Below are 26,834 nucleotides of genomic sequence, written 5' to 3'. Positions count from 1 at the left end.
CTCCCAGAGGACTCGCACATGCGAATCGCTGTCTTCCATCCCGGCGCGATGGGCTCGAAGCTGGCTGCCCAGTTGGTTGTGGCCGGCCATGAAGTGCACTGGGTGCCGGAGGGCCGCAGCGAGGCGTCCGCCGCACGCGCGGCCGAGGCCGGCCTGATCGGTACGCCGTTCGCCGAAGCGGTCCGCGAGGCCGACGTGGTGTTGTGCTCGTGCGCACCGCAAGGCGCCGTGGACATCGCGAAGCAGGTCGGCAGCGCCGGATTCGGCGGCCTGTATATCGAGGCGAACCCGCTGTCCCCGATGTCGTTGCGCGAGGCCCAGTCCGCGGTGTCGGAGGCGACCTTCGTGGACGCCGGTGTGGTGGGTCCGCCGCCGACCGGTGGGCCGAGCCCGACGCATCTGATGCTGTCCGGTGGCGCGGCCGAGCAGGCGGCCGAGCTCTGGGCCGGCACCGCGGTCACCCCGATGGTGGTCGGCACCGAGCCCGGTGCGGCGAGTGCGGCGAAGTCGTCGTACGCCCTCTACAACAAGGGCAAGGCGGCGCTGGCGGTCCTGGCCTTCCAGCTCGCCGAGAAGCACGGAGTCACGGACGCCCTGACCGCGCAGCAGGTTCGTGCGGACGCGGGATCGCTGAAGGATCCGCAGCTGCCGGAGAACCTCAGGAGCGTGGCCTGGCGCTGGGGCCCGGAGTTCGACGAGCTGGCCGAGACCCTGGACGACGCAGGCCTTGACGGCGACGCGGCCCGCGCCCTCCGACAGGTCTGGACCAAACTGAGCTGAACGGCTCGCCGGTGCGTGGAAAACCGGTCACGACCGGTGAGCCCGCCGGGGAGGGAAGTGCCTGGGGGAACGGATTTCCTGTCTGGGCGGGGTGGTGGGTAGACTGTTTTGGTTGCCTCGGCGAGGGACGCCCCCCGAGAACTGATGGGCGCGGCTCCGTGATCGACGCGGTGGTTCGTTGCCTGACGCCTTCTCGGGGTCACCAGGCGCCCGCTGAGGCCGCAGCCGAGTTCCACCTAGACAACTGATCACCGCAACGCACCTGAGGAGTTCATCTCGTGGCCGAGGTCAAGATCCAAGCCGAATCGCGCACGGAGTTCGGCAAGGGTGCTGCCCGCCGAATCCGCCGGGACAACAAGGTTCCCGCCGTCCTCTACGGCCACGGCAGTGACCCGGTGCACATCACGCTGCCCGGTCACGACACAATGCTGGCCCTGAAGACCGCGAACGCCCTGCTGATGATCGAGGTCGAGGGCGGCGAGAGCCACCTGGCGCTGCCCAAGCAGGTCCAGCGCGACCCGCTGAAGGGCTTCATCGAGCACGTCGACCTGGTCATCGTCCGTCGTGGCGAGAAGGTCCAGGTCGAGGTCGCGGTCCACCTCGAGGGCGACGCCGTCAGCGACACGCTGGTCGTGCTGGAGCACCCGAGCGTGCTGGTCGAGGCCGAGGCGACCCACATCCCCGACGGTGTCACCGTCTCGATCGAGGGCCTCGACGTCGGCGCCCAGATCCACGCCTCCGACCTGCAGTTCCCGGCCGGGACGACGCTGGCGATCGACCCGGAGACCCTGATCGTGAACATCACCCAGGCCCAGACCGCCGAGGAGGTCGACGCCGAGCTCGCCGGCGCCGAGGCCGAGGCGGGGATCGAGAGGGACGAGCCGACCCCGGCCGAGGAGCCGGTGGCCGCCGCGGCTGAGTAGTCTGCGCCTCAGTACACAGACACAGCAGGAGGGCCGGGATCCGTGGCGGACGACGTGTGGTTGGTCGTCGGACTGGGGAATCCCGGCCCTTCCTATGCCCGCACCCGGCACAACATCGGGCACCTGGTGGCCGATGAACTGGCCGCCCGGACCGGCGGCAGGTGGAAGCAGCACAAGCAGGTCAAGGCCGAGGTGATCGAGACCCGGATCAGCGGGATCCGGACCGTCCTGGCCAAACCCCGCTCGTACATGAACGAGTCCGGCGGCCCGGTGTCGGGGCTGCTGAAGTTCTTCAAGCTGGAGCCGGCCAACCTGGTCGTCGTGCACGACGAGCTCGACATCGACTTCGGTGTCCTGCGGTGCAAGTTCGGCGGCGGGGACAACGGTCACAACGGGCTGAAGTCGCTGCGGAAATCGCTTGGCACCGGTGAGTACTATCGAGTCCGGTTCGGTGTGGGTCGTCCGCCGGGCCGGCAGGCTCCCGCCGACTTCGTCCTCAACGAGTTCTCCTCGACCGAACGCAAGGACCTTCCGTTCGCCGCCGACCGGACCGCGGACGCGGTGGAATCCCTGCTCACCGACGGCCTCGAAGCCACCCAAGGGCGATACAACTCCTAGAGATGGACAACTCGTGAAACTGAGCGGTCTCGTCGACACGCTGATCACCGATCCGGTGGTAGCCGAGGCCGTTCGTGACGCCAAGGCGGACGGCGTCACGACCCTCGACCTGAGCGCGCCCAGCCCGGTGCGCCCGGTGCTGCTGGCCGCGCTCGCCTCCGGACAGAACGGCGCCGACCGGCCCGTCCTCGCGGTCACGGCGACCTTCCGCGAGGCCGAGGAGCTGACCGAGGCCCTGCAGTGCCTGGTCGAGCCCGGCACGGTCGCCTACTACCCGGCCTGGGAGACGCTGCCGCACGAGCGGCTCTCGCCCCGCTCCGACACGGTCGGCCGGCGGCTCGCCGTACTGCGTCGTCTCGTGCACCCGGATCCGTCGGACGAGACCACCGGGCCGATCAAGATCCTGGTCGCGCCGGTGCGGTCCGTGCTGCAGCCGCAGGTCGCCGGGCTGGCCGATCTCAAGCCCGTGCAGTTGCACGTCGGCGACACGATGGAGCTCGAGGAGGTCGTCGAGGCGCTGGCCGGCGCGGCGTACCACCGGGTCGACCTGGTCGAGCGCCGTGGTGAGTTCGCGGTCCGCGGCGGCATCATCGACGTCTTCCCGCCGACCGAGGAGCACCCGCTGCGGGTCGACTTCTTCGGCGACGACGTGGAAGAGATCCGGTACTTCGCGGTCGCCGACCAGCGCTCGCTGGAGATCGCCGAGCACGGGCTCTGGGCTCCGCCGTGCCGCGAGCTGCTGCTGACCGACGAGGTCCGGTCGCGCGCCGCCGTACTGGCCAAGGAGCACCCGGAGCTGGCCGAGCTGTTCGAGAAGCTGGCCGAAGGGCATGCGGTCGAGGGCATGGAGTCGCTGGCTCCGGTTCTGGTCGACGACATGGAGCTGCTGGTCGACCTGATGCCGGCCGGTACGCACGTCGTCGTCAGCGACCCCGAGCGGGTCCGCGCCCGGGCGCACGACCTGGTCGCGACCAGCCAGGAGTTCCTGGAGGCGTCGTGGGCCGCGGCCGCCGGTGGTGGCGAGGCGCCGATCGACCTGGGGGCTGCGGCGTACATGTCGCTGGCCGACGTCCGGTCGCAGGCCCTGGGCAAGGGGCTGGCCTGGTGGAGCCTGTCGCCGTTCACGGCCGCGCCGACCGATACGCCGGAGCTGCGCGACTCGATGGGCGAGCGGGTCTCGTTCGACATCGACACCGACGCCGGTGCGGTCCGCAGCCGGACGATCGCGGCGCACGAGGTCGACCCGTACCGCGGTGAGACGGCGGCCGCGGTCGAGGACGTCCGCGGCTGGTTGCGGGACGGCTGGCGGGTCGTCTGCGTGACCGAGGGCCACGGCCCGGCGCAGCGTCTGGCCGAGGTCTTCTCCGAGGCCGAGCTGCCGGCCCGCGCGGTCGACGGGATTGACTCGGTGCCCGAGCCGGGCGTCGTGCTGATCTCGCAGGGCCAGCTGGACCACGGGTTCATTGCCGACGGCATCAAGTTCGCGGTGCTCACCGAGAACGACCTGGCCGGTCAGCGCTCGGCGGCCGAGCGGCGTTCGCAGCAACGGATGCCGAGCCGGCGGAAGAAGACGATCGACCCGCTCGAGCTGCAGCCCGGCGACTACGTCGTGCACGAGCAGCACGGCGTCGGCCGGTACGTCGAGATGATGCAGCGGACCGTCGGCACGGGCGCCCAGAAGGCCACCCGCGAGTACGTCGTGATCGAGTTCGCCCCGAGCAAGCGCGGGCAACCCGGCGACCGGCTGTACGTGCCGACCGACCAGCTCGACCAGGTCACCCGGTACGTCGGTGGCGAGCAGCCGTCGCTCGACAAGATGGGCGGCGGCGACTGGGCCAAGCGCAAGGGCCGCGCCCGCAAGGCAGTCCGGCAGATCGCCGGCGAGCTGATCAAGCTGTACGCCGCCCGCCAGGCGACCAAGGGGCACGCGTTCGCCAAGGACACCCCGTGGCAGGCCGAGCTGGAGGACGCGTTCCCGTTCGTGGAGACGCCGGACCAGCTGGCCACCATCGACGACGTGAAGCACGACATGGAACGTGTCATGCCGATGGACCGGATCGTCTGTGGTGACGTCGGCTACGGCAAGACCGAGATCGCCGTCCGGGCCGCGTTCAAGGCGGTGCAGGACGGCAAACAGGTCGCCGTACTGGTTCCGACGACGCTGCTCGTGCAGCAGCACTACGCGACCTTCGCCGAGCGGTACGCCGCCTTCCCGGTGAACGTGGCGCCGCTGTCGCGGTTCCAGACCGACAAGGAGGCCAAGGCCACCATCGACGGTCTGGCCGACGGGTCGGTCGACGTGGTGATCGGGACGCACCGGCTGTTCAGCGGCGAGGTCGCGTTCAAGGACCTCGGACTGGTCGTGGTCGACGAGGAGCAGCGGTTCGGCGTCGAGCACAAGGAACAGCTGAAGCGGCTGCGGACGGCGGTCGACGTCCTGACGATGTCCGCGACGCCGATCCCGCGGACGCTGGAGATGTCGATCACCGGGATCCGCGAGATGTCGACGATCGCCACCCCGCCGGAGGAGCGGCACCCGGTGCTGACCTTCGTCGGCGCCTACGAGGAAGGCCAGGTGACCGCCGCGATCCGGCGCGAGCTGCTCCGCGAGGGCCAGGTCTTCGTCGTCCACAACCGGGTGAACACGATCGAGAAGGCGGCCGCCCGGATCCGCCAGCTGGTCCCCGAGGCCCGGGTGAGCGTCGCGCACGGTCAGATGAACGAGCACACCCTCGAGAACGTCATCCAGGGCTTCTGGGAGAAGCAGTCCGACGTCATCGTGTGTACGACGATCGTCGAGTCCGGGATCGACATCTCGAACGCGAACACGATGATCGTCGAGCGCGCCGACCTGCTCGGCCTGTCCCAGCTGCACCAGCTCCGCGGCCGGGTCGGTCGTGGCCGGGAGCGCGCGTACGCGTACTTCTTCTTCCCGCCGGAGAAGCCGCTGACCGAGACCGCGCACGACCGGCTCGCCACGATCGCACAGCACGCAGACCTGGGCGGCGGTATGGCGGTCGCGATGAAGGACCTGGAGATCCGCGGCGCCGGCAACCTGCTCGGCGGCGAGCAGTCCGGGCACATCGCGGACGTCGGCTTCGACCTGTACGTCCGGCTGGTCGGCGAGGCGGTCGCGGAGTACCGCGGCGACACCCAGGCCGAGGAGCCCGAGGTCAAGATCGAGCTGCCGATCGACGCGCACCTGCCGCACGACTACATCCCGTCGCAGCGGCTGCGGCTGGAGATGTACCAGCGGCTGGCCGCGGTCCGCGACGAGGACGGGATCGCGGAGCTGGTCGAGGAACTGCACGACCGGTACGGCGACATCCCGCAGCCGGTGCTGAACCTGATCGAGGTGGCGAAGTTCCGCAACCACGCCCGCCGGGCCGGTCTGCACGACGTCACCCTGCAGGGCAACCTGATCCGGTTCGGCCCGGTCGAACTGCCCGATTCGAAGGTGCTGCGGCTGAACAGGCTGTACCCGAAGAGTCTGGTGAAGCCGCAACTGCGTACGATCCTGGTGCCGAGACCTGCCACCCGGCCGGTCGCCGGTCAGCCGCTCCGCGACCAGGAGCTGCTGCAGTGGTGCACCCGGTTGATCGACGACGTGATCGCCGAACCGGTCGGGGTGCCGGCGTGAACCTGATGAGAACATGCGAGGAGATTCGGTGAGCACACGACGGCTTCGGGCTCTCGGTGTGGCAGTGGCGACGGTGCTGCTGGCCGGTGGTTGCGCGGCGGGGACGCACCCGGGCGCGGCCGCCGTGGTCGGCGGGACCGAGATCAGCGTCGGCGACGTCGACAAGACCTCCCGCGCGGTCACCACGGCCCTCGGTGAGGACTTCGCGACCAGCGTGACGCTGAGCGAAATGGTGAACAACGTCCTGGTCGAGCAGATCCGCGAGGAGAAGGGGATCTCGGTCAGCGACGCGGAGACCGCCGAGGCGGCCAAGCTCGTCGTCAGCGACGAGGAGTCCTTCCAGAAGTTCCAGCAGGACCCGGTCTCGCGCGACTTCCTGAACCAGGTCGCGGCGGCCGCCGTCACCACCATCAAGCTCGGCGGTGGCACCGGCGTCAACGACCCGCAGGCCCAGCAGAAGCAGCAGGCCGGCATCGCGGCCGTCAAGGACGCGTCGAAGGACATCAAGATCGCCATCGCGCCGCGCTTCGGCCAGTGGACCGACGGTGCCATCGACGGCAACATCTCCGGCTCGCTGTCGCAGGAGTCCGCGCAGGCCAAGGCCAAGCGCGAAGCCGCCGAGGCGCAGCAGCAGCAACAGGGCCAGGGCTGAGGACGCCTGATGCCTGGTGACACCACGGGCGGGATCACGGTCGTCCTGACCAGCCCGCGGGTGGCGCCAGGCCTGCTCACCCGCGCCGCCTGGCAAGCCTTCACCGACGCCGAGTCCGTTGGCGCCACGGGTGGTCCCTTGCGGCCGGATGTCCAGGCCTTGGTGGGTTCCGGAATCGCGGTGACCCAGGTCGAGGGCGGCGTCGCCGAGCACTGGGCCTGGATGTCTGCCGCGGCGGCGTCCGGCAGCCGGGTCGCCTGGCTCGTCGGTGACGACGGCGAGCCCGGTCTGCTCCGGGTCGTCGCCGACCAGCTCACGCGCGACCCACGTCCGCCGTACGACGTGGAGATCCTGCACGGCTCGTACGACGTACCCGGCGCGCGCCTGATCGACCTCGTGCGGGTGATGGACCGCCTCCGCCGCAACTGCCCGTGGGACCAGGAGCAGACCCACGAGAGCCTCGCGAAGTACCTGCTGGAAGAGACCTACGAGACCCTCGAGGCGATCGACACCGGCGATCGCGCACACCTGCGCGAGGAGCTCGGCGATCTCCTGCTCCAGGTCGCGTTCCACTCCCGCATCGCCGAGGAGGACACCGACGAGGGGTACTCGATCGACGACGTCTCCGGTGACATCGTCGAGAAGCTGATCCGCCGGCATCCGCACGTCTTCGGCACCGTCGACGCGGCGGACGCGGCCGCCGTCGAAGCGAACTGGGAGACCATCAAGGCCGCGGAGAAGCAGCGATCCTCCGTCCTCGAAGGCATCCCGCTCGCACTGCCCGCCCTCGCCCTCGCGGACAAGATCCTCGGCCGCGCGGCCAAGGTCCTCCCCGCCGATCCGGCGTTGCCGGCGCCGGGCTCTGACGAGGAGCGCATCGGTGCGGAGTTGCTCGCGTTGGTGCGGGAAGCCCGCGGGCTCGGCATCGACGCCGAGCAGGCGCTCCGGACCACCATCCAGCAGTTGGCCGCCGAGATCCGCGCTGCCGAATCCGCCGGCTGAAACCAGCCGCGCGATCTCCAGGCTGCTCAGGCACACGGCGGGTGAGCGTGGACTCACGATGAGTGCGGACGGCTGGGCGTCGATCGCCGACGTACTGAGCCTGCTCGAGCTGCCCCGGGACCGGCTCTCACCTGCTCTCGCGGTCTTTCGGGCATCCAGCGGAGTGTTACTGACGCGGGAAGTACCCCCGGATGCGATCGTTAGGGCCGACGCGGTCCACTGAGCCTGGTGGTCTGGAGGCTAGGCTCGGACCGATTCGTCATCGAGAACTTGGGAGTCAATGTGGCCACCATCGAGGCCGTCGGCGCCCGCGAGATCCTCGACTCGCGCGGCAACCCCACTGTCGAGGTCGAGGTTCTTCTCGACGACGACACCGTAGCCCGGGCGGCCGTGCCCTCGGGTGCGTCCACCGGTCAGTTCGAGGCCGTCGAGCTACGTGACGGTGACAAGGCCCGGTACGGCGGCAAGGGTGTTCAGAAGGCGATCACCGCCATCCTGGAGGACATCGACAAGGAGATCGTCGGGTACGACGTCCACGAGCAGCGGCTGATCGACCACGCGCTGCTCGACCTGGACGGCACCCCGAACAAGGCCAAGCTCGGCGCCAACGCCATCCTCGGCGTCAGCCTCGCCGTCGCCAAGGCGGCAGCGGACAGCTCCGGCCTGCCGCTGTTCCGCTACGTCGGCGGCCCGAACGCGCACGTCCTGCCGGTCCCGATGATGAACATCCTCAACGGCGGCGCGCACGCGGACAGCAACGTCGACGTGCAGGAGTTCATGATCGCCCCGATCGGCGCGGCCACCTACGCCGAGGCGCTGATGCAGGGCGCCGGCGTCTACCACGCGCTGAAGGCGGTGCTGAAGGAGCGCGGCCTGTCCACCGGCCTCGGTGACGAGGGCGGCTTCGCACCGAACCTGGCCAGCAACCGCGAGGCGCTCGACCTGATCGCGGTCGCGGTCGAGAAGGCCGGTCTGAAGCTCGGCACCGACATCGCGCTGGCGATGGACGTGGCCGCGAGCGAGTTCTTCACCGAGGGCGTGTACGCGTTCGAGGGCGGCAAGAAGTCGGCCGACGAGATGATCGCCTACTACGCCGACCTGGTCGCGTCGTACCCGATCGTCTCGATCGAGGACCCGCTGAACGAGGAGGACTGGTCCGGCTGGATCAACCTGTCCGGTCAGCTCGGTGACAAGATCCAGATCGTCGGCGACGATCTGTTCGTCACCAACGTCGAGCGGCTGCAGCGCGGTATCACCGAGAAGGCGGCGAACAGCCTGCTGGTGAAGGTGAACCAGATCGGCTCGCTGACCGAGACCCTGGACGCGGTCGACCTGGCCCACCGCAGCGGCTTCACCTGCATGATGAGCCACCGCTCCGGCGAGACCGAGGACACCACCATCGCCGACCTCGCGGTCGCGACGAACTGCGGCCAGATCAAGTCCGGCGCCCCGGCCCGGTCCGACCGCACCGCGAAGTACAACCAGCTGCTCCGGATCGAGGAGGAGCTGGACGACGCGGCGACGTACGCCGGTCGCTCGGCCTTCCCGCGCTACCAGGGCTGACCTCAGGAGTTGAGCTGACATGCCGTCCCGTCGGGAATCCGGTGCACGCCCCGGCTCGCGTCCGTCGAGCCGGACCCAGTCGCGTCCACCGGCCCGGCGGGGCGACCAGCCCAAACGCCGTACGACGGGGACCTCGGCCGGCCCGGTCCGGACCCGGGGCTCACGCAACCTCACCGGCCGGGCGGCCGTCGTACTGCTCGTGCTGGGCGCGCTGATCGTGTCGTACGCGCAGAGCCTGCGGGTGTGGTTCGACCAGCACCAGCAGATCACCGCGCTGCAGCAGGAGATCCGGGACCGGGAGAAGCGGGTCGCGGAGCTGAACGACGAGATCGAGCGCTGGGACGACGACGCGTTCGTGAAGGCCCAGGCACGGCAGCGCCTCGGGTGGGTGATGCCCGGCGAGGTCGGCTACCGGGTGATCGGCGCGGACGGCAAGCCGGTCGGCGCGCCGCCGGAGCCCAGTGCGCCCTCGGACGGTACGACGGACGCCCAGAAGCCGACCTGGTACACCAAGCTCTGGGGGAGCGTGGAGGGCGCGGGTAAGCCGCCGGCTCCGGCGGTGGTGCCGACCCCGGCCCAACCGACCCCGAAGCCGCTCCTCACGCCGTCGCCTAAGGTGACCCGGTGAGCGTCAGTCCTTCCGATCAAGAAGCCGTCAGCAAGCAGCTGGGCCGCACCGCGCGGGGCATCCGCTCGATCGCGCACCGGTGCACCTGTGGTCTCCCCGACGTGGTCGAGACCGAGCCCCGGCTGCCCGACGGTACGCCGTTCCCGACCACGTACTACGTGACCTGCCCGCGGCTGGCGTCCGCGATCGGCACCCTCGAGGCCGAGGGGATGATGAAGGACATGACGGATCGCCTCGCGACCGATCCCGAGCTGGCCGCGCGGTACCAGGCGGCGCACGACGCGTACCTCGCCCACCGCGAGTCGATCGAGCACGTCGAGGAGATCGCCGGCATCACCGCCGGCGGCATGCCGACCCGCGTCAAGTGCCTCCACGTCCTGGTAGGCCACTCGCTCGCCGCCGGCCCCGGCATCAACCCCCTCGGCGACGAGGCCCTCGAAGCCCTGGAAGACTGGGGCCGCCGAGGCCCGTGTGTCTAACCGCGTCGCCGCGCCCGCCGCGGCCCGTGTGGCCAACCGCGTCGCCGCGGTCGACTGTGGGACCAACTCGATCCGGCTGCTGATCGCCGACCTGGTGGACGGCTCGCTGGATGAAGTCGATCGACGGATGACCATCGTGCGGCTCGGCCAGGGCGTGGACGCGACGGGCGCCTTCGCACCATCGGCGTTGGAGCGCGTGTTCGCGGCCTCCGACGACTTCGCCGCCGCGATCCGTGCGGCCGGCGTCTCCCGGACCCGGTTCGTCGCCACGTCCGCGGCCCGCGACGTGAGCAACCGCGACGAGTTCTTCACCGGGATCGCCAACCGCTTCGGCGTCGAGCCGGAGATCATCTCGGGTGCCGAAGAAGCCGAGCTGACCTTCGCCGGCGCCACGGCCGGCCTCGCCGCCGTCGACGTACCCGGCCCCTACCTCGTCGCGGACATCGGCGGCGGCTCCACCGAACTCGTCCTGGGCGACGCCAACGGAGTGATCGCGGCCCAGTCCCTCGACATGGGCTCAGTCCGCATGACCGAGCGCCACGTCACCTCCGACCCCACCACACCGGCCGAGCTGGCAGCCATCACCAAAGACGTCGACGCCCTGCTCGACAGCTCCACGGTCCCCATCCGCGAGGCCCGCGCCCTGATCGGCGTCGCCGGCACAGTCACCACCGTCGCGGCCGTCGCCTTACGACTCCCGGAGTACGACCGCACCGCCGTCCACCACGCCCGCCTCACTCAGGCGGACCTCCGCACCGCCACCACCTGGCTGACAACCTCCACCCGCGCCGCCCGCTCCGCCGTACCCTCCATCCACCCCGGCCGAGTAGACGTCATCGGCGCCGGCGCCCTCATCCTCCAACGCCTCGCCGACCGCCTCGCAGTCAACGACCTACTCGTCTCCGAACACGACATCCTCGACGGCGTCGCACTGTCCCTCGGCTGACCCGGCCGCCTGTGGATAACCCACGACCGCCAACGACCGATCGCTATACGCTCAAGTCAAAAGGAAGAACGCGCGCCGCCCTCGCCTCTCTGATCAGCGGGCGCGCACACCGTCCAGCGCGATCTGCAGGACCCGCTCGCGCTGCTGGTCGTCGACGAACGACCCGCCGGTGAGGCCGCTGACCATGCGGACGAGGTCGTCGAAGGACAGGTCGGTGCGCGCCTCGCCGGCCGCCTGGGCCCGCTCGAACAACGGCGTACCGGCCTCGTACATCGCTGCCCGGGCGTCCTTGAACATCTCGGACTCCCGGTTCAGCGACTCGTGGATCGCGCGCTTGGTCGCGGCGTACTCGACGAACCGGCGCAGCCAGGTGGTCAGCGCGTCCCACGGCGGCAGGTCCGCGACATCCTCCGCCGCCTGGCAGAGCTCCTCGATCTCACCCAGGTAGACCGCCTTCAGCAGGTCCAGCCGGGTGGGGAAGTTCCGGTAGAGCGTCCCGATGCCGACCCCGGCGTTCCGGGCGATCTCCTCCAGCGACGCGTCGGTGCCCTTGCTGGCGAACGCGTCCCGGGCGGCGGCGAGCAGGGCGTCGAAGTTCCGCCGCGCGTCCGCCCGCTGCGGCCGTCGTACGTCGACCCGCAGGGCGGGCCTGGTCTGCTCAGTCACCACGCGATCACTCTATCCAGGTTGTTACCGGAGGCACCCCTCCGCTATAGTGGAGGCATACCTCGACTTTACCAGGCCGGGGAACTCCCGCGCCGCCGCGAGTGGCGCGCTCACACCCCTTTCGAAGGACTTCTGCATGCCTGAAATCAGGTCTGGAAACCCACGGCTGACGCTGGCGGTGCTGGCGACGGTGGTGGCTTCGTTCTCGATGTTGCAGTCGCTGGTGAGCCCGGCGCTGCCCGTCATTCAGCATGATCTGCACACGACCGCGAGCACCGTCACCTGGGTGTTCACCGCGCTGCTCCTGTCAGTCTCGGTGGCGACCCCACTGCTCGGCCGGATCGGCGATATGTACGGCAAGGAGCGCACCCTGCTGCTCGGCCTGATCGCCCTCGCGGTCGGCTGCCTCCTCGCCGCGCTCGCCCCCAACGTCGGCGTACTGATCGTCGCCCGCGTCGTCCAGGGCGTCGGCGGAGCGGTCTTCCCGCTCTCGTTCGGCATCATCCGCGACGAGTTCCCGGCCGAGCGGGTGCCGTCCATGGTCGGCGTGGTCTCCGCGATCATCGCCGCCGGCGGTGGGCTGGGAATCGTTCTCGCCGGCCCGATCGTCTCGTCGCTCGGGTGGCGCTGGCTGTTCTGGATCCCGATGATCGTCATCTCGCTGTCCGCGGTGATGGTTCGCCGCTACGTCCCCGAGTCGCCGAACCGGGTGCCCGGGCGGATCGACTGGCTGGCCGCCACGCTGCTGTCCGGCTGGCTGGTCGCGCTCCTGCTCCCGCTCAGCGCGGGCCGGTCGTGGGGCTGGGCCTCATTGCCGACAATCGGATTGTTCGCGGCTGCCGCCGTACTGCTGGTCGCCTGGATCACCGTGGAACTGCGCTCGCGGAACCCGCTGATCGACATGCGCATGATGCGGCTGCCGGCGATCTGGACCACGAACCTGGTGGCGCTGCTGTTCGGCGCGGCGATGTTCGCGGTGTACGCATTCGTACCGCAGTTCATGCAGATCCCGACCGTCGCGGGCTTCGGGTTCGGCTCGAGTGTCACGCAGGCCGGTCTGTTGATGCTGCCGATGCTGGTCACGATGGCCGTCACCGGTTCCCTGAGCGGGCCGTTGGCTCCGCGGTTCAGCGTGAAGGCCCAGGTGGTCTGGGGTTCCGCGCTCAGCCTGGTCGCGGCGCTCGCGTTCGCCGAGTTCCATGACGAGCCGTGGCAGGTCGCGCTGTCGACCGCGCTGTTCGGCGTCGGGCTCGGGCTCGCCTACGCGTCGATGACCAGCCTGATCGTTCAGAACGTCCCGCGCGAGCAGACCGGCGCCGCCACCGGCATGAACGCCAACATCCGCACCATCGGCGGCTCGATCGGTACGGCGCTCGCCAGCTCGATCATCACCGGCCACATCCAGCCCACCGGCCTCCCCGCCGAAGCCGGCTTCACCGACACCTTCCTCCTCCTCTCCACCTTCGCCGCCGCCGCAGTACTCCTCGCCCTGGCCATCCCCAAGGCGCGTCGCGTCGCGGTGCCGGTCGCACAGCCCTCAGAGGAGCTGGTCGCCTAACCCATCCACCGCTGCGAGAACCCGGTCCCACGGCAACTCACGTCCGCTCTCGGTCCGCGGTTCGAGCAGCTCCCACTCCACGAGTACGACGCCTGCCGCGCGCAGCGTCGCCAGATGACCGGCCCACGCGGGATGCCTCGCGTGGGCCGCGTTCACTCGCGGGAACACGACCATCGGCGTACTCCCCAGCCCCTCCGACAGCACACTCAACGCCTGGTTGCCGCCGATCCCGAGCGCAAGCTTGGCCACCGTGGTCGCACTCGCCGGCGCCGCCACGAACACATCGATCGGCGCTCAGCGACCACTCCAACGACGCTCATGTCTCTAGTCTGAACGGATGAAGCTTCCGCATCCGCTCACCGGGGAGTTGTTCGAAAGCCCGGTCCCGCCGGGAACAGGCTGGCCGGAGGACCCCGCCGTACGACGTACTCCGGTGGCCCACGATGCGAGTGAGGTGGTGCGGTTGGCGGGGGACGCGACCGGGCCCGGGGCCTTGCACGAGCTGGAGGCTCGGGTTTCTGTCTGCCGGGCCTGCCCGCGGTTGGTGGAGTGGCGGGAAGAAGTTGCCGTGGGCAAGCGAAAGTCCTTCGCCGACCAGCCGTACTGGGGCCGCCCGATCCCCGGCTGGGGTGCCGCCGAGCCGCGGATCCTGATCGCCGGCCTCGCCCCCGCGGCGAACGGCGGCAACCGTACCGGCCGCGTCTTCACCGGCGACCGCTCCGGCGACTGGCTGTTCGCCGCCCTGCATCGCGTCGGCCTGGCCAACCAGCCCACCAGCGAACACGCCGGCGACGGCCTCCACCTCATCGCCACCCGCATGATCGCCGCCGTCCGCTGCGCCCCACCCGCCAACAAACCCACCCCCGAGGAGCGCGACACCTGCGCCCCCTGGTTCCGCGCCGAACTGAACCTCGTCCTCCCCACCACCCAAGCCATCATCTGCCTGGGCAAATTCGGCTATGACGCTCTCCTGTCCGCCCTGGCCGCATCCGGCGCCACCGTCCCCCGCCCCCGCCCCAGGTTCGGCCACGCCGTAGAACACCCCATCAAAACCCCCCACGGCACGGTGACAGTCCTAGGCTGCTTCCACCCCAGCCAGCAAAACACCTTCACCGGCAAACTGACCGAGCCGATGCTCGACGCCGTCCTCACCAGAGCCAAGAACATCGCCGGCCTGTGAGCATCACCCGATGCGGTGACTCATCGTCAGATCGGGGTTTCTCGCCGCAGCGGTGGTCGGTAGGGTCTTCCGGGTGGCGGACGGTGACGGGTTCGAGTGGTTCTCGAAGCGAACGACGTCCACGGGGTTGGTGGCGGTCGGCTGCGTGATCGCAGTGATCGGCGTGGTCATCGATCGCTGGAAAGGACCGAGTTGGGCCCTGATCGGTCTCGGCGTACTCTCCGCGGTCGGTGGTGTCCTCCTGACTCGAGCCACGACTCGCGCCGCCGACGAGGATCGTCGGGATCAGCTCCTGCGAACGAGCAGCCGAGGTGTGGCGGACCGGACGCGGCTGCCGCTCATCAGTGAACTGGTGCTCGAAGACTTCCGGGTGCAGAAGGCCAGCGTCGGCGTCGGCTATCAGAACCGGGATTGTGAAGGACGAGTGCGCGACTCGTTGATCGAGGGTCGCCCGACGCTGGTGCTCGGTCACTCGATGGCCGGGAAGACCCACCTGGCCGCGCATGTCGTCCGTGACCTGTACGGCGACTGGCCGATCTGGATTCCGGAGCGCCCGGGCGGTGTGGCCAGGCTCATGGCCGAAGGGTGTCCGCGCGACACGGTGGTCTGGCTCGACGACATCGAGGTGTACCTGTCCGGCGAGGAGCCGTTCCGGACCGAATGGATCGACCTGATGCGCGAGCGGAACTGCCGCATCGTGGGAACCGTTCGCAGCTCGGCGTACGAGGCGTTCCAGCCCACGGGGGAGGTCCGCCTCGCGGCGTGGGAGGTGCTGGAGAAGTTCGAACGCGTGTGGATGCTCGATACCGAGGCCGAGCGGCAGCGCATCGCCGATCAGGTTCCGAGTGAACTGCGCAGCGGAGTGCTGCAGTACGGGCTCGCCGAGTACGTCGGCGGGGGATATCTGGCGACCGACCGGTTCAACTCGGGTATCTCGCAGCATCCGGTCGGCGTCGCGATGCTGCGGGCCGCGGCGGACTGGCGCCGGATCGGCCTCGAGGTGATCTCCGAGCCGCGTCTGGTCGAGCTTGCCCATGCGTACCGGCCGGCCTTGACCCGCGTCGCCGACGAGGAGAACGGAGCTGCCCTGCAATGGGCGTCGACACCGATCGTCGGGAACCTGCGACTGCTCGAGCCGGGCGAGGGCGGATGGCGGGTGTTCGACTACCTCCTGGAGTATCTGACCCGCGAGGGCAGGCCCGTTCCGGATGAAAGCTGGAACGCAGCGATGCTGGATGCGACCCCGTCACAGTTCATCTGGCTGGGCGTGCGAGCGAGGGATGCCGGTCTGCCCCGGATCGCGAAGGCTGCCTGGCTCCGCGGCGCATTGGTGGGCTCGTCGGTCGACCTGCCCTTGGATCGGTTGCTCGACGGTGGCGAACTGCCGGCACTGGAGACGGCCCGGCAACAGATCGGCCGAGACCCGGATGTATCTCCTTACGCTGCCTATGCCGCAGGTCTTCTCGGTGACGTGCTTGTTGATGACGGCAACATCGCGGCGGCCAAGGCCTCGTACCAGCTCGCGATCGACTCAGGCGAATCATTTCCGGCCGCGTGGGCCGCGAAGGACCTCGGTGATCTGCTGGCCGGCGAGGGAGACGTGGTCGCGGCCAAGGCTGCCTATCAGCTTGCGATCGACTCCGGCGAGCCGTCGCCGGCCGCCTACGGCGCGAGGGGTTTGGGGAACCTTTTCGCTGGTGCCGGCGAGCCGGCTGCGGCCAAGGCCGCGTACCAGCTGGCGATCGACTCGGATGAGTCCATTCCGGCAGCGTGGGCGGCGAAGGACCTCGGTGACTTGCTGGCCGGGGGAGACCTGGCGGCGGCCAGGGCCGCGTATCAGCTCGCGATCGACTCCGGCGAGCCCGCACCGGCTGCACACGCCGCCAGAGGTCTGGGAAACCTGCTCGCTGGAGCTGGCGAGACTGCTGCGGCCAAAGCGGCGTACCAGCTGGCGATCGACTCGGATGAGTCCGCTCCGGCCGCGTGGGCCGCGAAGGACCTCGGTGACTTGCTGGCACGTGAGGGAGACATAGCCGCCGCCAAGGCTGCATATCAGCTTGCGATCGACTCCGGCAGGTCGGCTCCGGCTGCATGGGCTGCGCGAGACCTCGGTCAGATGCTCGCCCGCGAAGGGGATTTGGTCGCAGCAAAGGCTGCCGCCCAGGTCGCCATCGACGCAGATGAGCCGATTCCGGCTGCATGGGCTGCGAGAGACCTCGGTCGGATCCTGGCCCGCGAAGGGGACTTGGCCGCCGCCAAGGCTGCTTGGCAACTTGCTATCGACTCCGGCGTGTCTGCACCGGCCGCGTATGCCGCGACAGATCTTGGCGACCTGCTCGCTGAGGAGGGCGAGACTGCAGCGGCCCGGACCGCGTACCAACTCGTCATGGACTCCGGGGATCCCACGGTGATTCAGTACGCGAAACGGAAACTCGACTATCTCCGCGTCCTCGAGCGCGATCAGTAGCCGACGACACCGGACCGCCCCTTCCACGATCGCTAGCGGGGCCAGGCGCTGCTGCAAGTGCCCAGGGAGATCACAGGCCGAGCTTCAGTGGCGTGCCCGGGATGTCACCGGCGATCAGCGCCGCCAGCGGTGTGGCGATGTCACGGGGCGAGAACAGGTCGGTTCCGCCGTACTCGGCGATGTCTGCGTGCCGCCACCATCGCATCCCGCTGATGTGCTCGGCGGCGAGGTCGTCATCGGACAGTGCGCCGCGGGGATCAAAGCGCGTGGTGCGGACGAGGAAGTAGTCGTTGACCACCCCGTCGTAGCCGTCCGCCTGGCCGCGAGTGGCGACCTCCTGGTGCCAGACGTGAGGCGGGTCGGCGTCAATGACAAGACCCGTCTCCTCGTGCAGCTCCCGGCGCAGTGCCGCCAGCGGCAGTTCACCGGGCTCGATCCCGCCGCCCGGGGCCGCCCATACGACGGTTGCGCCCGTCGGTACAGCTGGATGCGGGAAGCTGAAGCGGCACAGCAGAACACGGTCATGATCGGCCAGGATGACCGCCCGGACGGCACGTCGTAGCCTCGCCGTGGCAGGCGTCTCGTTCATGCACAAATGATCAGGGCGCCGGCGGCAGGCCGCAAGCCGGTGATGGGCACGCGAGGTCGTCGCGGCGACGAGGCAACGAATCAGAGCAGTCTGGGAAGGCTTGTCGAGCCGGAAAGATGCGTGTTGGGCACCACTGCTCATCGGCATGAGCGGATCGCGGCAGGTCCGGACGTCACTCCGACAGCCGGACGGCGCCCGACCAGGGCTCGCCGGGTTCAGGACGCGATGAAGATCGCCATCGTGTCAGGGAGAACCGTGTCGTACTTCATTGCCTCGGCCAGCTCGTCCGACGGGTTCTCCAGCACAGCGAAGAGAACGTCGAGATCCGCGACATCCATGACCAATCCGACCTTCGTCCGGTCCTGAGGATTCACGAACGTCTGGATGTTGCTGGCGCCCAACGAGGGCAGGAGCTCCTCCCGCTTCGGCGATGAGATCCAGTGGTCGGTGTCGGTCACCTCGTGGGTCACGATGATCGTGGGCATAACTCCTCCTTGCGCGGTGTGTTCTGTTCGAGATCGTCTGGGCAGCAATCTCTGAGAAATCGAGGCAACTGGCTCTGCCGGCGTGTGCTACGCCGGAGCGCCTGTGGGGACGACGCCGAGCTGCTGCATGAGCGACAGCAGGTCCGCGACACCCCAGTGCTCGCAGACCAGGCCGGCTCCGTCGAATCGCATGATGTCGATGAGCTCCACGTCGACGCCCGTACCGGTCGGCGGCACACCCATGAACTCACCCCGGTGCGTCCCCGAGACCCTGACTCGGGCCACGGTCTTGTCCCCGTCGGCGATCAGGTCCTCGACGTTCATCCGAAAGTCGGGAAACGAGGTCAGCAGCGCCCGGAAGAAGTCGAGCATCCCCTCCTTGGTGGTGGGAAAGCCCAACCCACCTTGGTGCTCGACGAAGTCGTCCGCGACGAGGTCGCCGAACCTGGCGATGTCTCCCGCATTGATCAGCTCGTAGGTACTCCGCATCGTCGCAGCGTGGTCCACCGTGGCACCCCCTTGTACGTGGTTGCAGCGTGCGTTGCTGCCTGCGTTCGATTCTGTGAGCTGCGAGCGGCGGAGACATCACTCGATCGTGTGATGTACGACGGCGGCGAGCGCGACCCGGTTCGACACGCCCAGCTTGGCGAACACGTGCCGGAGGTGGGTGTTGACGGTGTGCGGCGAGATGTAGAGCCGCCTGGCCACGGCACCGTTCGTGAGTCCCTCTGCCACCAGCCGCGACACCGCCTGCTCGGTCGTGGTGAGGCTCTCCCAGCCGCCGGCCGGGCGGTGCCTCGACCCCCGCGAGCCGGGCCGGACACCGAGTGCGCGCAACCGTCCCCGGATGCGGCCTGCCCAGGCATCGGCGCCCGCCTGGTCGTAGCGCTCCAGTGCCTCCGTCAGCAGCGCCGCCGCCTCGTCGCGCCGCCCGCCCTGGGCCAGCAGGCTCGCCGCGTCCTCGCACGCGCCGCCGTGCTCGACCAGGAGCGGCGCCTGACGGGCGAGCGAGACCGCCTGGAGCATCGGCTCGACCTCGCCGTCGACCATGCCCTGGCAGCGCAGCGCCAGGGACTGCACCGTCGGCACCTCCGGTGCCAAGGCTGCTCCCTCTGCAACGGCTCCGGCCACCTCGGCCGCGACGTCACGATGACCCAGTGCCAGGCACAGGCGCACGAGATCGGGCGCGAGACAGCGATGGTAGTAACGGCTCTCCCGTGCCGCGTCGAACCGCCAGCACCGCAGGAGCAGGTCATAGGCAGCCTGATGGTCGCCCTCGGCCGCCCTCAGCCCTGCCACCGCGAAGGCGAGGACTCCAGCGTTGTAGCTCAGCTGGTCGCCGTCCAGCGAGGCGGCGATGCCGGCGGTCAGCTCGCCGGCGGCCCGGTGATCTCCCACGGCCGTCGCGATGATCGCCCGATAAGCGAGCGACTGAGACACCAGGAGTGGGTTGCCTTTCTCCTGCGCGGCTTGGCCGCCGGCGATCAGGCCGGGTACGGCGTCGTCCCACTCCCCGATGGCGAAGGACGCCTGGGCGTCGGCCATGAGCGTCTCGGAGAGCCACAACCCCGCGCCGAACTCGTCGTCGAGAGCATCCCGGTACGCCCTTCGCGCCTCGCCGACAAGGTCACAGTCGAACAGCGCCAGGCCGAGGAAGAATTTCGGCTGCAGCGGCAGCGATCTCGTGTCGCGCGAGTCCGCGGCCAGCAGAGCTGCCCGCCGGGCGTGGGTCAGCGCTTGACCGAAGCGGCCCTGCCGGCCCTCCGCCACCATCAACGCTGTCAGTGCCCACACCGTCATCGCCGGATCGCTCGCCTGCTCGGCGATGGCGAGTCCCTCGCCGGCGGACGCTTCACCCGCCCTCGGGTCGCCCGTGTAGGTCAGGGCCCAGCTCTGCTGAGCCAGCATCAGCACCTGGTCGGAGGGCTGTAGCCGGGCAGAGTCTGCGAGGCTGGCCTGGACGACGGCGACCAGCTCGGCGGCGCGGTTCTGGAGGGCCAGTGCACCGACAAGCGCAACGCGCAACGGTGTGTCCACCTCCGTGGCGTGGTGCCGGGCGAGCACTGTTTGCGCACGGTCCGACGCCTCGGCCACTTTCCCGGCGCGCAGCAGCGCCTGGACCAGCTCCGCCGACACCAGGTCAGCCTCGCGATGACCGCCGGGCAGCAGCGCTTCGGCGCGGCGCATGAGCTCGACGGTGACCGACGGTGCCTGAGCCGACGCCTCGCGGGCGGCGTCCCGCAGCCAGGCAACCGCCTGCTCGTCACCCCGCTCGGCGCCAAGGATCAGATGATCCGCCACGTCCAATCGATCAGCGCCCCCGGCCATGAGCACGACCGCTGCCTCACGATGCAGGAGGCGGCGGGCCGGGGGCGGCACGTGCTGGTAGATCGCGTCATGCACGAGCTGGTGCCGGAACACAACGCGCTCGTCAGCCTCGTCCAGGAGCTGAGCGTCGAACGCGTGGCTGAGCTGAGCGACCACCTGGGCAGGCTGTCGGCCAGTGACGGCCGCGACGTCGCGAAGCGAAACGGCATCGCCCAGAACAGCCGTGACCTGCAGCAGTTCCAGCGTTGCCGGGGGCAGGTCGCGAAGCCGCCGAACCACGAGGTCACCCAGCGAGGCCGGCAGCTCCGAGGTCGTCACGTCGATGATGTCCCCGGTGCGGCGCAGCTGTCCTTCATCGGCCAGTGAGCGCACCATGGCCACGGCCCACAGCGGGTTCCCGCCGGCCTTGGCCAGCATGGCGGTCAGGGCGGGGCCAGGAGACGCCCCGAGCACCCCACGGGCGAGCGCGGCCACCTCGTCGGACGACAACGGCTGGAGCCGCAGGGTGTGCGCGCCTCCGGCCGCCAGATCAGCGAGCAGCCGTTCCAGCTGAGCTGACTGCGGCGAGGACCGCGCTGTCACCACGACAAGCAACGCGGCCAGGGGAAGCTGCCGTGCCACCGACAGGATCGTCAAGAGGCTTGCGCTGTCGGCCCAATGGATGTCCTCGGCCACCAGCAGCACCGGGCCTTCCGAGCAGGTGCTGTCGACCAGATCGACGATCTCCTCAACGACCCGGTACTGGATGTCGCCGGCGGCAGGCGCAGACCACCCCGGGCCCCGGCCGCCCAGCAGCTCGCCGATCGCAGCCCTGCGCGGGTCGGGCGACCGCCGGCTCAGACCCAGAGCCGCTGCGACCACACCGAACGGGCGAGTGCGCTCGAAGGGATGTGCCTGGCCGCCGTACACGGCAATTCCTCGAGAACGCGCGTCATCGACGACGCGCTCGACCAGACGGGTCTTGCCGATGCCCGCCTCCCCCTCGATCACCAGCGCCGACGCGCTGCCCTCGCCGAGATCGCGCACGGCAGCCGCAGCCAGGGCAAGCTCGACTTCCCGGCCGACCAGACCCCCCGGAGAAGACACGTTCACAGGCTCCTCCAAGCCCAGTGCCGGAGTCCAGCCGTCCCAAGCCGGCAAGCATTCCGCGGCCGCCCGGCCACTCTGGGCCACCGGAGCGCAGCGTCCTAGTGGGCGGAATGCCTCTCGCTGCACCGTTTTGCGCCAGGGGCATCTTCGTCGCACAGAGGACGCCCTGACATCGGCATGGCCCAGCGGCCACAGTGGCTCGCCGGGGCGGATGTCGTCACGATCGGTCGTCACGACCCGGTTGGTCCGCGCGACTCAGCCTCGCAACGACGCGATCGCCCGGGCGGCTAGTCGTTCGGCGTGCTCGGGGCGCGCGAGCCAGCCGATCCACCCCTCGTCCATCGTCGGGGTGGACCCGCTGCGCGCCGACTCCCGGTAGTCGAGGCACGCCAGCCACAGCGGTCGCATGGCCAGTACGCCGGGCAGCCGCTCGAGCTCCTCGCCGGTGAGCTGGATGTGCTCGCGATACCCGCGCGCGACCGCGTCGATGCCCTCCCCGTCGCCCTCGCCCGCGGTCGTCAGCAGCCAGGCGAGGGCGGGCAGGCGGGGTCCGCGCCCGGACCCTGCCCAGCCGACGATGGCGAGGTTGCCCGGCGTGCCGACGGCCGCCCATGCGTGGTAGTTCCCGTGGGTGAACGCCTCGGGCAGGCCCTCCGCGTCGTCGGCGTGCTCGACCTTGTCGCGGAGCCACTCGAACATCTCGCGACCCTCGGGAGGGACGGCGTCCTCGACGCTCACCAGAAAGCTCATCGCCGCCGCGAGATCCTGCTTCGGTCGTCCCACGAAGAAGGCGCCGTCGTGCTCCTCCGCCCCTCCGTCCCGCGCGACCGCGCCACCGGCCGCGGGCAGTTTGTGCAGGCGGCCGAGCAGGCTCGCCAGCTCGTGGAGCACTGCCGGCGACTGGGTCGGGCGTCCGCCCTCGACGTACTCGGTCACGATCACGCCGTTCCCCTCGAGCACCGACACCGGATCGTCGTGCGCGGGCCGTTCGGCGGGGAAGTCGTGTAAGGCCAGGAACCGCAGGATCTCCGCATCGCCCTCGACGCGGCCGACCGTGTCCGCTGCCGACGAGAAGACTCGAGCGATCCAGGGCGAGCCGTCCGCTCGCTTGACGACCAGCGTCCAGGGGTAGTGGCCGACCCAGGACCCGCTCGGCCGCGTCTCGGGGTCGTCATCGATGGGCGCGATCGAGGTGATGCTGATGCCGTATCGCGTCTCGAGGTGCGCTCTCAGTTCCGCGAACTCGACGGGGCGAGTTCGGGCGAACGGCGACGTACGGCCTTTCTCCAGCGCGGCCCGGGCCTCGGTGTACCGCAATCCGGTCGCTTGTGCCCGCTGACGTACTGCGCGCTTGAAACTGCCCTCTTTGGTCATGACAAGCCTCCTCGACGTGCCCATTCCCCCAGCGAAGCGGCACTCGAAACAGGCCTGGATGGCAGCAGCCTTGAGGGCAGGATCCCCTTCGCCTTCTCGAGGGCCCGGCTGGGGCAGGTCCTCAGGAGGCTGGGCGTCGGCAACGCCAAGCACCGATCGTGCCGGGCCCGGGCGGCCGTGTCAACGGCAACGGAGGTGCAACGGCGACCGACTGCGCCCGGCAACGCGGCAGATGAGTGCGGTTGGGCTACTCGTAGCTGGTGGCAGGGGCGGATGATCACCGCGAACAGGGACACAGCGCGCCTGCGCGGGGGCTGAACTCGTGAGGTCCCGCGAATCTTTTTGCCGATCGCCTGTCGGATCCACCGGACGCCGTTCGTAGCGTAGGTGGAGGCGGACAGCGGGTCCGCTCGAGCAGAAGGAGCAGACATGCCCCAGTACCTCATCTACTTCAACCAGCAGTGGGTGGGTGACCACACCGAAGAGTGGTTCCGCGGGCGGGGGCCGCTCGCCATGGCGGTCGTGAACGAGATGAAGGCTGCCGGCGTCTATGTCTTCGCCGGGGGGCTGGAGGAGGACGGCCCGATCTACAGCGCCGACCCAACCAGTGGCGAGGTGTTGATCACCGACGGACCGTACGTCGAGACCAAGGAGTTTCTGGGCGGGTTCGCCCTGGTGGATGTGGCCGATGACGAGGTCGCCAAGATGTGGGCCGGCAAGGTTGCGGAGGCCTGCGACTGGCCGCATGACGTTCGACGATTCAAGCCGCAACCCAGGACCCAGTGATGAGGTCGCGACGCGTCATCGGAGAGCTGACCCAGGCGATGCCAACATCTCGGCCACGCCGCTAGTACGTGTCCACGGAACAGTTGCATCTCGCGAAGAACCTCGCTCGGGTTCCGCTGCCACACCAACACCGGCGTGGCAGCGGTACCCGAGACGGCCTGCAAGCCAGTGACCGCGGACCCGAGCCATGTGGAGAGCAGAGCTCAACCCGCCGCCTACAGGGACGCAACTGGATTCGCGCCTCGGACGACGAGGCCGGTTGGCCGGGCAGTAGGACCGGGCGAGTCGTGCGGACACCTGGCTCACTCGGATAGGCACGTGGCGCGGTCCGGGCCGGTAGTGGATGGCTCTGCAGCATGCCAGGATCCGGATCCTGCCGGGCATTGTCACTGAGATCATCGCTGTATGGATTTGCGAGCTGAGGATGTCACCTCTGCGGTGCAGCGAGTCCTGGGATGTGACGGCGTGGTGGTCACGGGAGTGCGTGGCCTGTGGCAGCCGCGGTTGGCGTCTACCCGCGGCGTGTATCGCGTGGACCTGGACGAAGTCAGCGGGGGTCCGAGTTCATTGGTGGTGAAGTTCGTCGACGGGTCGTCACAGTGTTCCAACCTGCCTCGGGAAGCAGATCTGTATGCCAGTGCTGCGCTTCCGGCTGGGGAGAGCGGGCTCAGCTGTCCCAGGTTCTACGGCATCTCGGAAGGTCCTGGGGGTGGTGTTGGCATCTGGCTGGAACTGGTCGAAAGTAGTGCGGCCGGTGAATGGACAGCCGAGGCGTTTGCTCGGGTAGCAGAGCATCTTGGTCAGTTCACGGGATCGTGTTCGCCCGTGAGCGTCTCGGCGGCCGGGATGGTCCCGATGCGCGACTTGTGTGGCCGTCCTGACCTCATGGAGCAGAGCCTGGAACTGCTCGACCGGCACTCGAACGATCGGCTGGTCCGACAGGTCTACCCGGCCGATATCTCCCGCGGTCTGCATCAGCTGTGGGAGCGGCGCGAACCGATCGCAGCGGCTGTTGCCTCGGCACCCCGGGGTGTCTGTCATGGCGATGCCCAGCGCAACAACCTGCTGCCGCGATCGCCTCGCAGGACAACCGCGATCGACTGGGCGAACCTTGCCACTGCTCCGATCGGCCTGGACGCTGCGACGCTATTTCATTACGCCATCGCCTACTTCGACTTCGACGTGGAACAAGCCGACAGCCTGGACAAGGCGATCTTCGACGGCTACATCCGCGGTCTCGGCGCGATCGGAGAGGCAGAGACTGCTGCAATACGCCTGACGTACTGCACACAGTTGGCGCTGGGGCTCGGACTGTTGGAGATAGGGCCAGTGCTTCGAATGATCATCGATCATGATCGACGCGAAGCCGCAGAAGCGTTCTACCGGCGCCCGTTGGAGGATGTCCTCAACCGGCGCCACAGCCTTGCCCAGCTGCTCCTGGAGCTCGGCCGCGAGGCGTTTCGACGCGCGCCAGCAACCGGTTGGCCGCGTCCAGGAAGCCCGACCCTCGCCCGACCCATCGTCGGCGCGAGCTCCCCGAGACTCGACCGGCACTGACCCGTGCCGGTGAGGGATCCCCAATCGGTGATCGGCCGGCTGCCGTCCACACCGGGTCTAAGGGACTGCTGGCATCCGCCTTGCGGATCAGTCGAGAGAGCCGGCCATAAGGTCCCACGAAAGCGTGCACGTACGCGCAATCGTGGCGAAGCCGAGCAACTCGTAGGAACGGCGCCCGTCGTCTTCGTGTGGTGCGCTGGGCCGATTCAGTCGCGCGTGCTCGGGGCCACCTCGCGCACCATGACGCAGTTGCCCAGGCCCTTGGGCCGGTCGTAGGTGAAGCCCTCGCGCTCGTACATCGTGCGGGTGCCGTTGTAGAGGAACGACGAGTTCTTCTTCCGGACCCCGCCGGTGTCGTGCGGGTAGCCCTCGACCAGGCCGCCGCCGGCCTGCGCGATCAGCTCGACGGCTCCACGCAGCGCGATCGCCGCCAGGCCCTGACCGCGAAGGCCGCGCTCGACCAGGATGCAGGTGACCCGGTAGTCGGGCAGTCGCTCGGCAGTAGCGACGTACTCCTTGCGGTGTTGGATGTTGGGCAGTTCCTCGGGTGATCCGTACTCCGCCCAGGCGACGGCGCTGTCGCCGTCGTAGACCAGCGCCGCGTGCGCGATCCCGTCGGCCACCAGACGTTGCTTGAGCGCCCGGTTCCCCTCGGCGCTCTGGCCCTTCTCCGCGCAGTCGGGATGGAAATGCGTGCACCAGCAGCTGGCGAACATGCCCTTGTTCCGCTCGACGAGAGCGGCGAAGTCGTCGAATGTCTCCGGCGTGAGCGCCTTGATCGTGAAGTCGGACATGCCAGCAACGTACCCCCGATTCCGGACGATCAGCGTCCGGTAGCCCACGCCGCCAGGCCGGCGCGCCCCGTTGCCAAGCAGGTCCTTGAGTGTGACCTTGTTTTCCACTCCGGGGCGCACGGACCGGCACGCTCATCGGCACCACAGTGCGCGGACCGCGGCATGTCCGTGCGTTGCGTCCGACGTCGCGACGACCCCATGCCAGACTCCCCGCGTGAGTTACGAACTCGTCTTCTGGCAGCAGAACGCTTCCCAGACCCTCGACCCGGAATCGATCTATCAGGAGCTGATGGACGAGAGAGGATCGGTCCCGGGTCTCAACGACATACCGGTGGATGCTTTCCTGGACGCACTGGTGGCTTCATTTCCCGGGGCCTCGCGGGAGGCCAACGGCCCCGGTGAGTGGCTCATGTGGGTCAGCCCGAGTCAACGAGCGGGACTCGAAGTCACGTGGTCTCGGCACCACCTTCGAGCGGACTGTCGCGGCATGTCTGGCGACGACATGAACCGCATCGTGAATGTAGCGATCGGGCTCGGCTGTCCGCTCTATGACCCGCAGGCGGGTGAGCGCTTCGCGTTCGACGGACACTGACCGCACGACCTCGGCACTCGCTCATCGTCATGATCGCGCGGAACGCGGCTGCTTGTTCCATTGACTCAGGACCGGTGCCTGGCGAGGCTCGGTCCAGGCGCCCGGGCTGTCGCTCTCATCGCGGCTGCCCACGCTGGT

At 69.2% G+C, this 26,834-nt stretch carries 25 protein-coding genes; 17 read left to right on the top strand and 8 right to left on the bottom strand.

What is annotated here, in order from left to right:
* Window positions 1–18: 18 nt before the first annotated feature.
* From ACZ6O0_RS20135 to ACZ6O0_RS20085, 11 genes are all read left to right on the top strand, one after another.
* Window positions 19–780, top strand: coding sequence for a DUF1932 domain-containing protein (locus ACZ6O0_RS20135; protein ID WP_465766461.1), 762 nt, complete (start codon window positions 19–21; stop codon window positions 778–780).
* Window positions 781–1,058: 278 nt separating this feature from the next.
* Window positions 1,059–1,703 carry a 50S ribosomal protein L25/general stress protein Ctc gene (locus ACZ6O0_RS20130; RefSeq protein ID WP_465766460.1) on the top strand — a complete coding sequence of 215 codons (645 nt, stop codon included), beginning with the start codon at window positions 1,059–1,061 and terminating at the stop codon, window positions 1,701–1,703.
* Between the two features lie 42 nt (window positions 1,704–1,745).
* Entirely contained in the window at window positions 1,746–2,321 is a 576-nt protein-coding gene (gene pth / locus ACZ6O0_RS20125) for an aminoacyl-tRNA hydrolase (RefSeq protein WP_465766459.1), read from the top strand.
* Between the two features lie 13 nt (window positions 2,322–2,334).
* A complete protein-coding gene (gene mfd, locus ACZ6O0_RS20120; RefSeq protein ID WP_465766458.1) occupies window positions 2,335–5,961 on the top strand; it encodes a transcription-repair coupling factor in 3,627 nt (1,208 codons plus the stop codon).
* Window positions 5,962–5,989: 28 nt separating this feature from the next.
* The gene (locus tag ACZ6O0_RS20115) at window positions 5,990–6,613 is read left to right on the top strand and encodes a hypothetical protein (protein WP_465766457.1); all 624 of its coding nucleotides are present in this window, start codon (window positions 5,990–5,992) and stop codon (window positions 6,611–6,613) included.
* 9 nt (window positions 6,614–6,622) lie between these two features.
* On the top strand, window positions 6,623–7,615 hold the full coding sequence (locus ACZ6O0_RS20110) for a nucleoside triphosphate pyrophosphohydrolase (RefSeq protein ID WP_465766456.1): 993 nt from the start codon (window positions 6,623–6,625) through the stop codon (window positions 7,613–7,615).
* Complete coding sequence (locus ACZ6O0_RS20105; protein ID WP_465767061.1) at window positions 7,596–7,838, top strand: RNA 2'-phosphotransferase; 243 nt, start codon at window positions 7,596–7,598, stop codon at window positions 7,836–7,838. Before ACZ6O0_RS20110 ends, ACZ6O0_RS20105 begins: the two co-directional genes overlap by 20 nt.
* A 59-nt stretch (window positions 7,839–7,897) precedes the next feature.
* Window positions 7,898–9,178 (top strand): phosphopyruvate hydratase, encoded by a 1,281-nt coding sequence (eno, locus tag ACZ6O0_RS20100; RefSeq protein ID WP_465766455.1) that lies wholly within the window; start codon window positions 7,898–7,900, stop codon window positions 9,176–9,178.
* A gap of 19 nt (window positions 9,179–9,197) precedes the next feature.
* The gene (locus ACZ6O0_RS20095; RefSeq protein WP_465766454.1) at window positions 9,198–9,806 is read left to right on the top strand and encodes an FtsB family cell division protein; all 609 of its coding nucleotides are present in this window, start codon (window positions 9,198–9,200) and stop codon (window positions 9,804–9,806) included.
* On the top strand, window positions 9,803–10,285 hold the full coding sequence (locus ACZ6O0_RS20090) for a DUF501 domain-containing protein (protein WP_465766453.1): 483 nt from the start codon (window positions 9,803–9,805) through the stop codon (window positions 10,283–10,285). Before ACZ6O0_RS20095 ends, ACZ6O0_RS20090 begins: the two co-directional genes overlap by 4 nt.
* Window positions 10,278–11,231: a Ppx/GppA phosphatase family protein gene (locus tag ACZ6O0_RS20085; protein WP_465766452.1), complete on the top strand. Its 954-nt coding sequence runs from the start codon at window positions 10,278–10,280 to the stop codon at window positions 11,229–11,231. Before ACZ6O0_RS20090 ends, ACZ6O0_RS20085 begins: the two co-directional genes overlap by 8 nt.
* A 93-nt stretch (window positions 11,232–11,324) precedes the next feature.
* Here ACZ6O0_RS20085 and ACZ6O0_RS20080 read toward each other — a convergent pair whose 3' ends face one another.
* Complete coding sequence (locus ACZ6O0_RS20080; protein WP_465766451.1) at window positions 11,325–11,900, bottom strand: TetR/AcrR family transcriptional regulator; 576 nt, start codon at window positions 11,898–11,900, stop codon at window positions 11,325–11,327.
* 133 nt (window positions 11,901–12,033) lie between these two features.
* On the opposite strand from ACZ6O0_RS20080, the gene ACZ6O0_RS20075 reads away from it, so the two are divergent.
* Window positions 12,034–13,455 carry an MFS transporter gene (locus ACZ6O0_RS20075; protein WP_465766450.1) on the top strand — a complete coding sequence of 474 codons (1,422 nt, stop codon included), beginning with the start codon at window positions 12,034–12,036 and terminating at the stop codon, window positions 13,453–13,455.
* Here the strand turns inward: ACZ6O0_RS20075 and ACZ6O0_RS20070 are convergent.
* A complete protein-coding gene (locus ACZ6O0_RS20070) occupies window positions 13,435–13,737 on the bottom strand; it encodes an HFCD family protein (RefSeq protein ID WP_465766449.1) in 303 nt (100 codons plus the stop codon). The genes ACZ6O0_RS20075 and ACZ6O0_RS20070 overlap by 21 nt on opposite strands.
* Before the next feature lie 55 nt (window positions 13,738–13,792).
* On the opposite strand from ACZ6O0_RS20070, the gene ACZ6O0_RS20065 reads away from it, so the two are divergent.
* Together ACZ6O0_RS20065 and ACZ6O0_RS20060 are read left to right on the top strand one after the other, a co-directional pair.
* Window positions 13,793–14,635 carry a uracil-DNA glycosylase gene (locus ACZ6O0_RS20065; protein ID WP_465766448.1) on the top strand — a complete coding sequence of 281 codons (843 nt, stop codon included), beginning with the start codon at window positions 13,793–13,795 and terminating at the stop codon, window positions 14,633–14,635.
* Window positions 14,636–14,708: 73 nt separating this feature from the next.
* Window positions 14,709–17,102, top strand: coding sequence for a tetratricopeptide repeat protein (locus tag ACZ6O0_RS20060; protein WP_465766447.1), 2,394 nt, complete (start codon window positions 14,709–14,711; stop codon window positions 17,100–17,102).
* Window positions 17,103–17,172: 70 nt separating this feature from the next.
* On the opposite strand, the gene ACZ6O0_RS20055 is transcribed toward ACZ6O0_RS20060, so the two are convergent.
* The 5 genes from ACZ6O0_RS20055 to ACZ6O0_RS20035 form a co-directional block, all read right to left on the bottom strand.
* Window positions 17,173–17,691 (bottom strand): NUDIX hydrolase, encoded by a 519-nt coding sequence (locus ACZ6O0_RS20055; protein WP_465766446.1) that lies wholly within the window; start codon window positions 17,689–17,691, stop codon window positions 17,173–17,175.
* A 215-nt stretch (window positions 17,692–17,906) separates the two neighbouring features.
* A complete protein-coding gene (locus tag ACZ6O0_RS20050; protein ID WP_465766445.1) occupies window positions 17,907–18,176 on the bottom strand; it encodes a hypothetical protein in 270 nt (89 codons plus the stop codon).
* Between the two features lie 87 nt (window positions 18,177–18,263).
* A complete protein-coding gene (locus tag ACZ6O0_RS20045; protein WP_465766444.1) occupies window positions 18,264–18,665 on the bottom strand; it encodes an ester cyclase in 402 nt (133 codons plus the stop codon).
* A gap of 96 nt (window positions 18,666–18,761) precedes the next feature.
* Window positions 18,762–21,827 carry a helix-turn-helix transcriptional regulator gene (locus ACZ6O0_RS20040; RefSeq protein ID WP_465766443.1) on the bottom strand — a complete coding sequence of 1,022 codons (3,066 nt, stop codon included), beginning with the start codon at window positions 21,825–21,827 and terminating at the stop codon, window positions 18,762–18,764.
* A 21-nt stretch (window positions 21,828–21,848) separates the two neighbouring features.
* The gene (locus tag ACZ6O0_RS20035) at window positions 21,849–22,967 is read right to left on the bottom strand and encodes a phosphotransferase enzyme family protein (protein WP_465766442.1); all 1,119 of its coding nucleotides are present in this window, start codon (window positions 22,965–22,967) and stop codon (window positions 21,849–21,851) included.
* Window positions 22,968–23,396: 429 nt separating this feature from the next.
* Here ACZ6O0_RS20035 and ACZ6O0_RS20030 point away from each other — a divergent pair, with 429 nt between their 5' ends.
* Together ACZ6O0_RS20030 and ACZ6O0_RS20025 are read left to right on the top strand one after the other, a co-directional pair.
* Window positions 23,397–23,753: a YciI family protein gene (locus ACZ6O0_RS20030; protein WP_465766441.1), complete on the top strand. Its 357-nt coding sequence runs from the start codon at window positions 23,397–23,399 to the stop codon at window positions 23,751–23,753.
* Between the two features lie 405 nt (window positions 23,754–24,158).
* Complete coding sequence (locus ACZ6O0_RS20025; protein WP_465766440.1) at window positions 24,159–25,310, top strand: phosphotransferase; 1,152 nt, start codon at window positions 24,159–24,161, stop codon at window positions 25,308–25,310.
* A gap of 206 nt (window positions 25,311–25,516) precedes the next feature.
* Here the strand turns inward: ACZ6O0_RS20025 and ACZ6O0_RS20020 are convergent, their stop codons facing one another.
* Window positions 25,517–26,104, bottom strand: coding sequence for a GNAT family N-acetyltransferase (locus tag ACZ6O0_RS20020; RefSeq protein ID WP_465766439.1), 588 nt, complete (start codon window positions 26,102–26,104; stop codon window positions 25,517–25,519).
* A gap of 214 nt (window positions 26,105–26,318) precedes the next feature.
* Here ACZ6O0_RS20020 and ACZ6O0_RS20015 point away from each other — a divergent pair, with 214 nt between their 5' ends.
* Window positions 26,319–26,696, top strand: coding sequence for a hypothetical protein (locus ACZ6O0_RS20015; RefSeq protein ID WP_465766438.1), 378 nt, complete (start codon window positions 26,319–26,321; stop codon window positions 26,694–26,696).
* Window positions 26,697–26,834 lie beyond the last annotated feature (138 nt).

Source organism: Kribbella sp. NPDC048837 (assembly GCF_055586945.1).
This window is presented reverse-complemented; position numbering and strand designations above follow the sequence as displayed.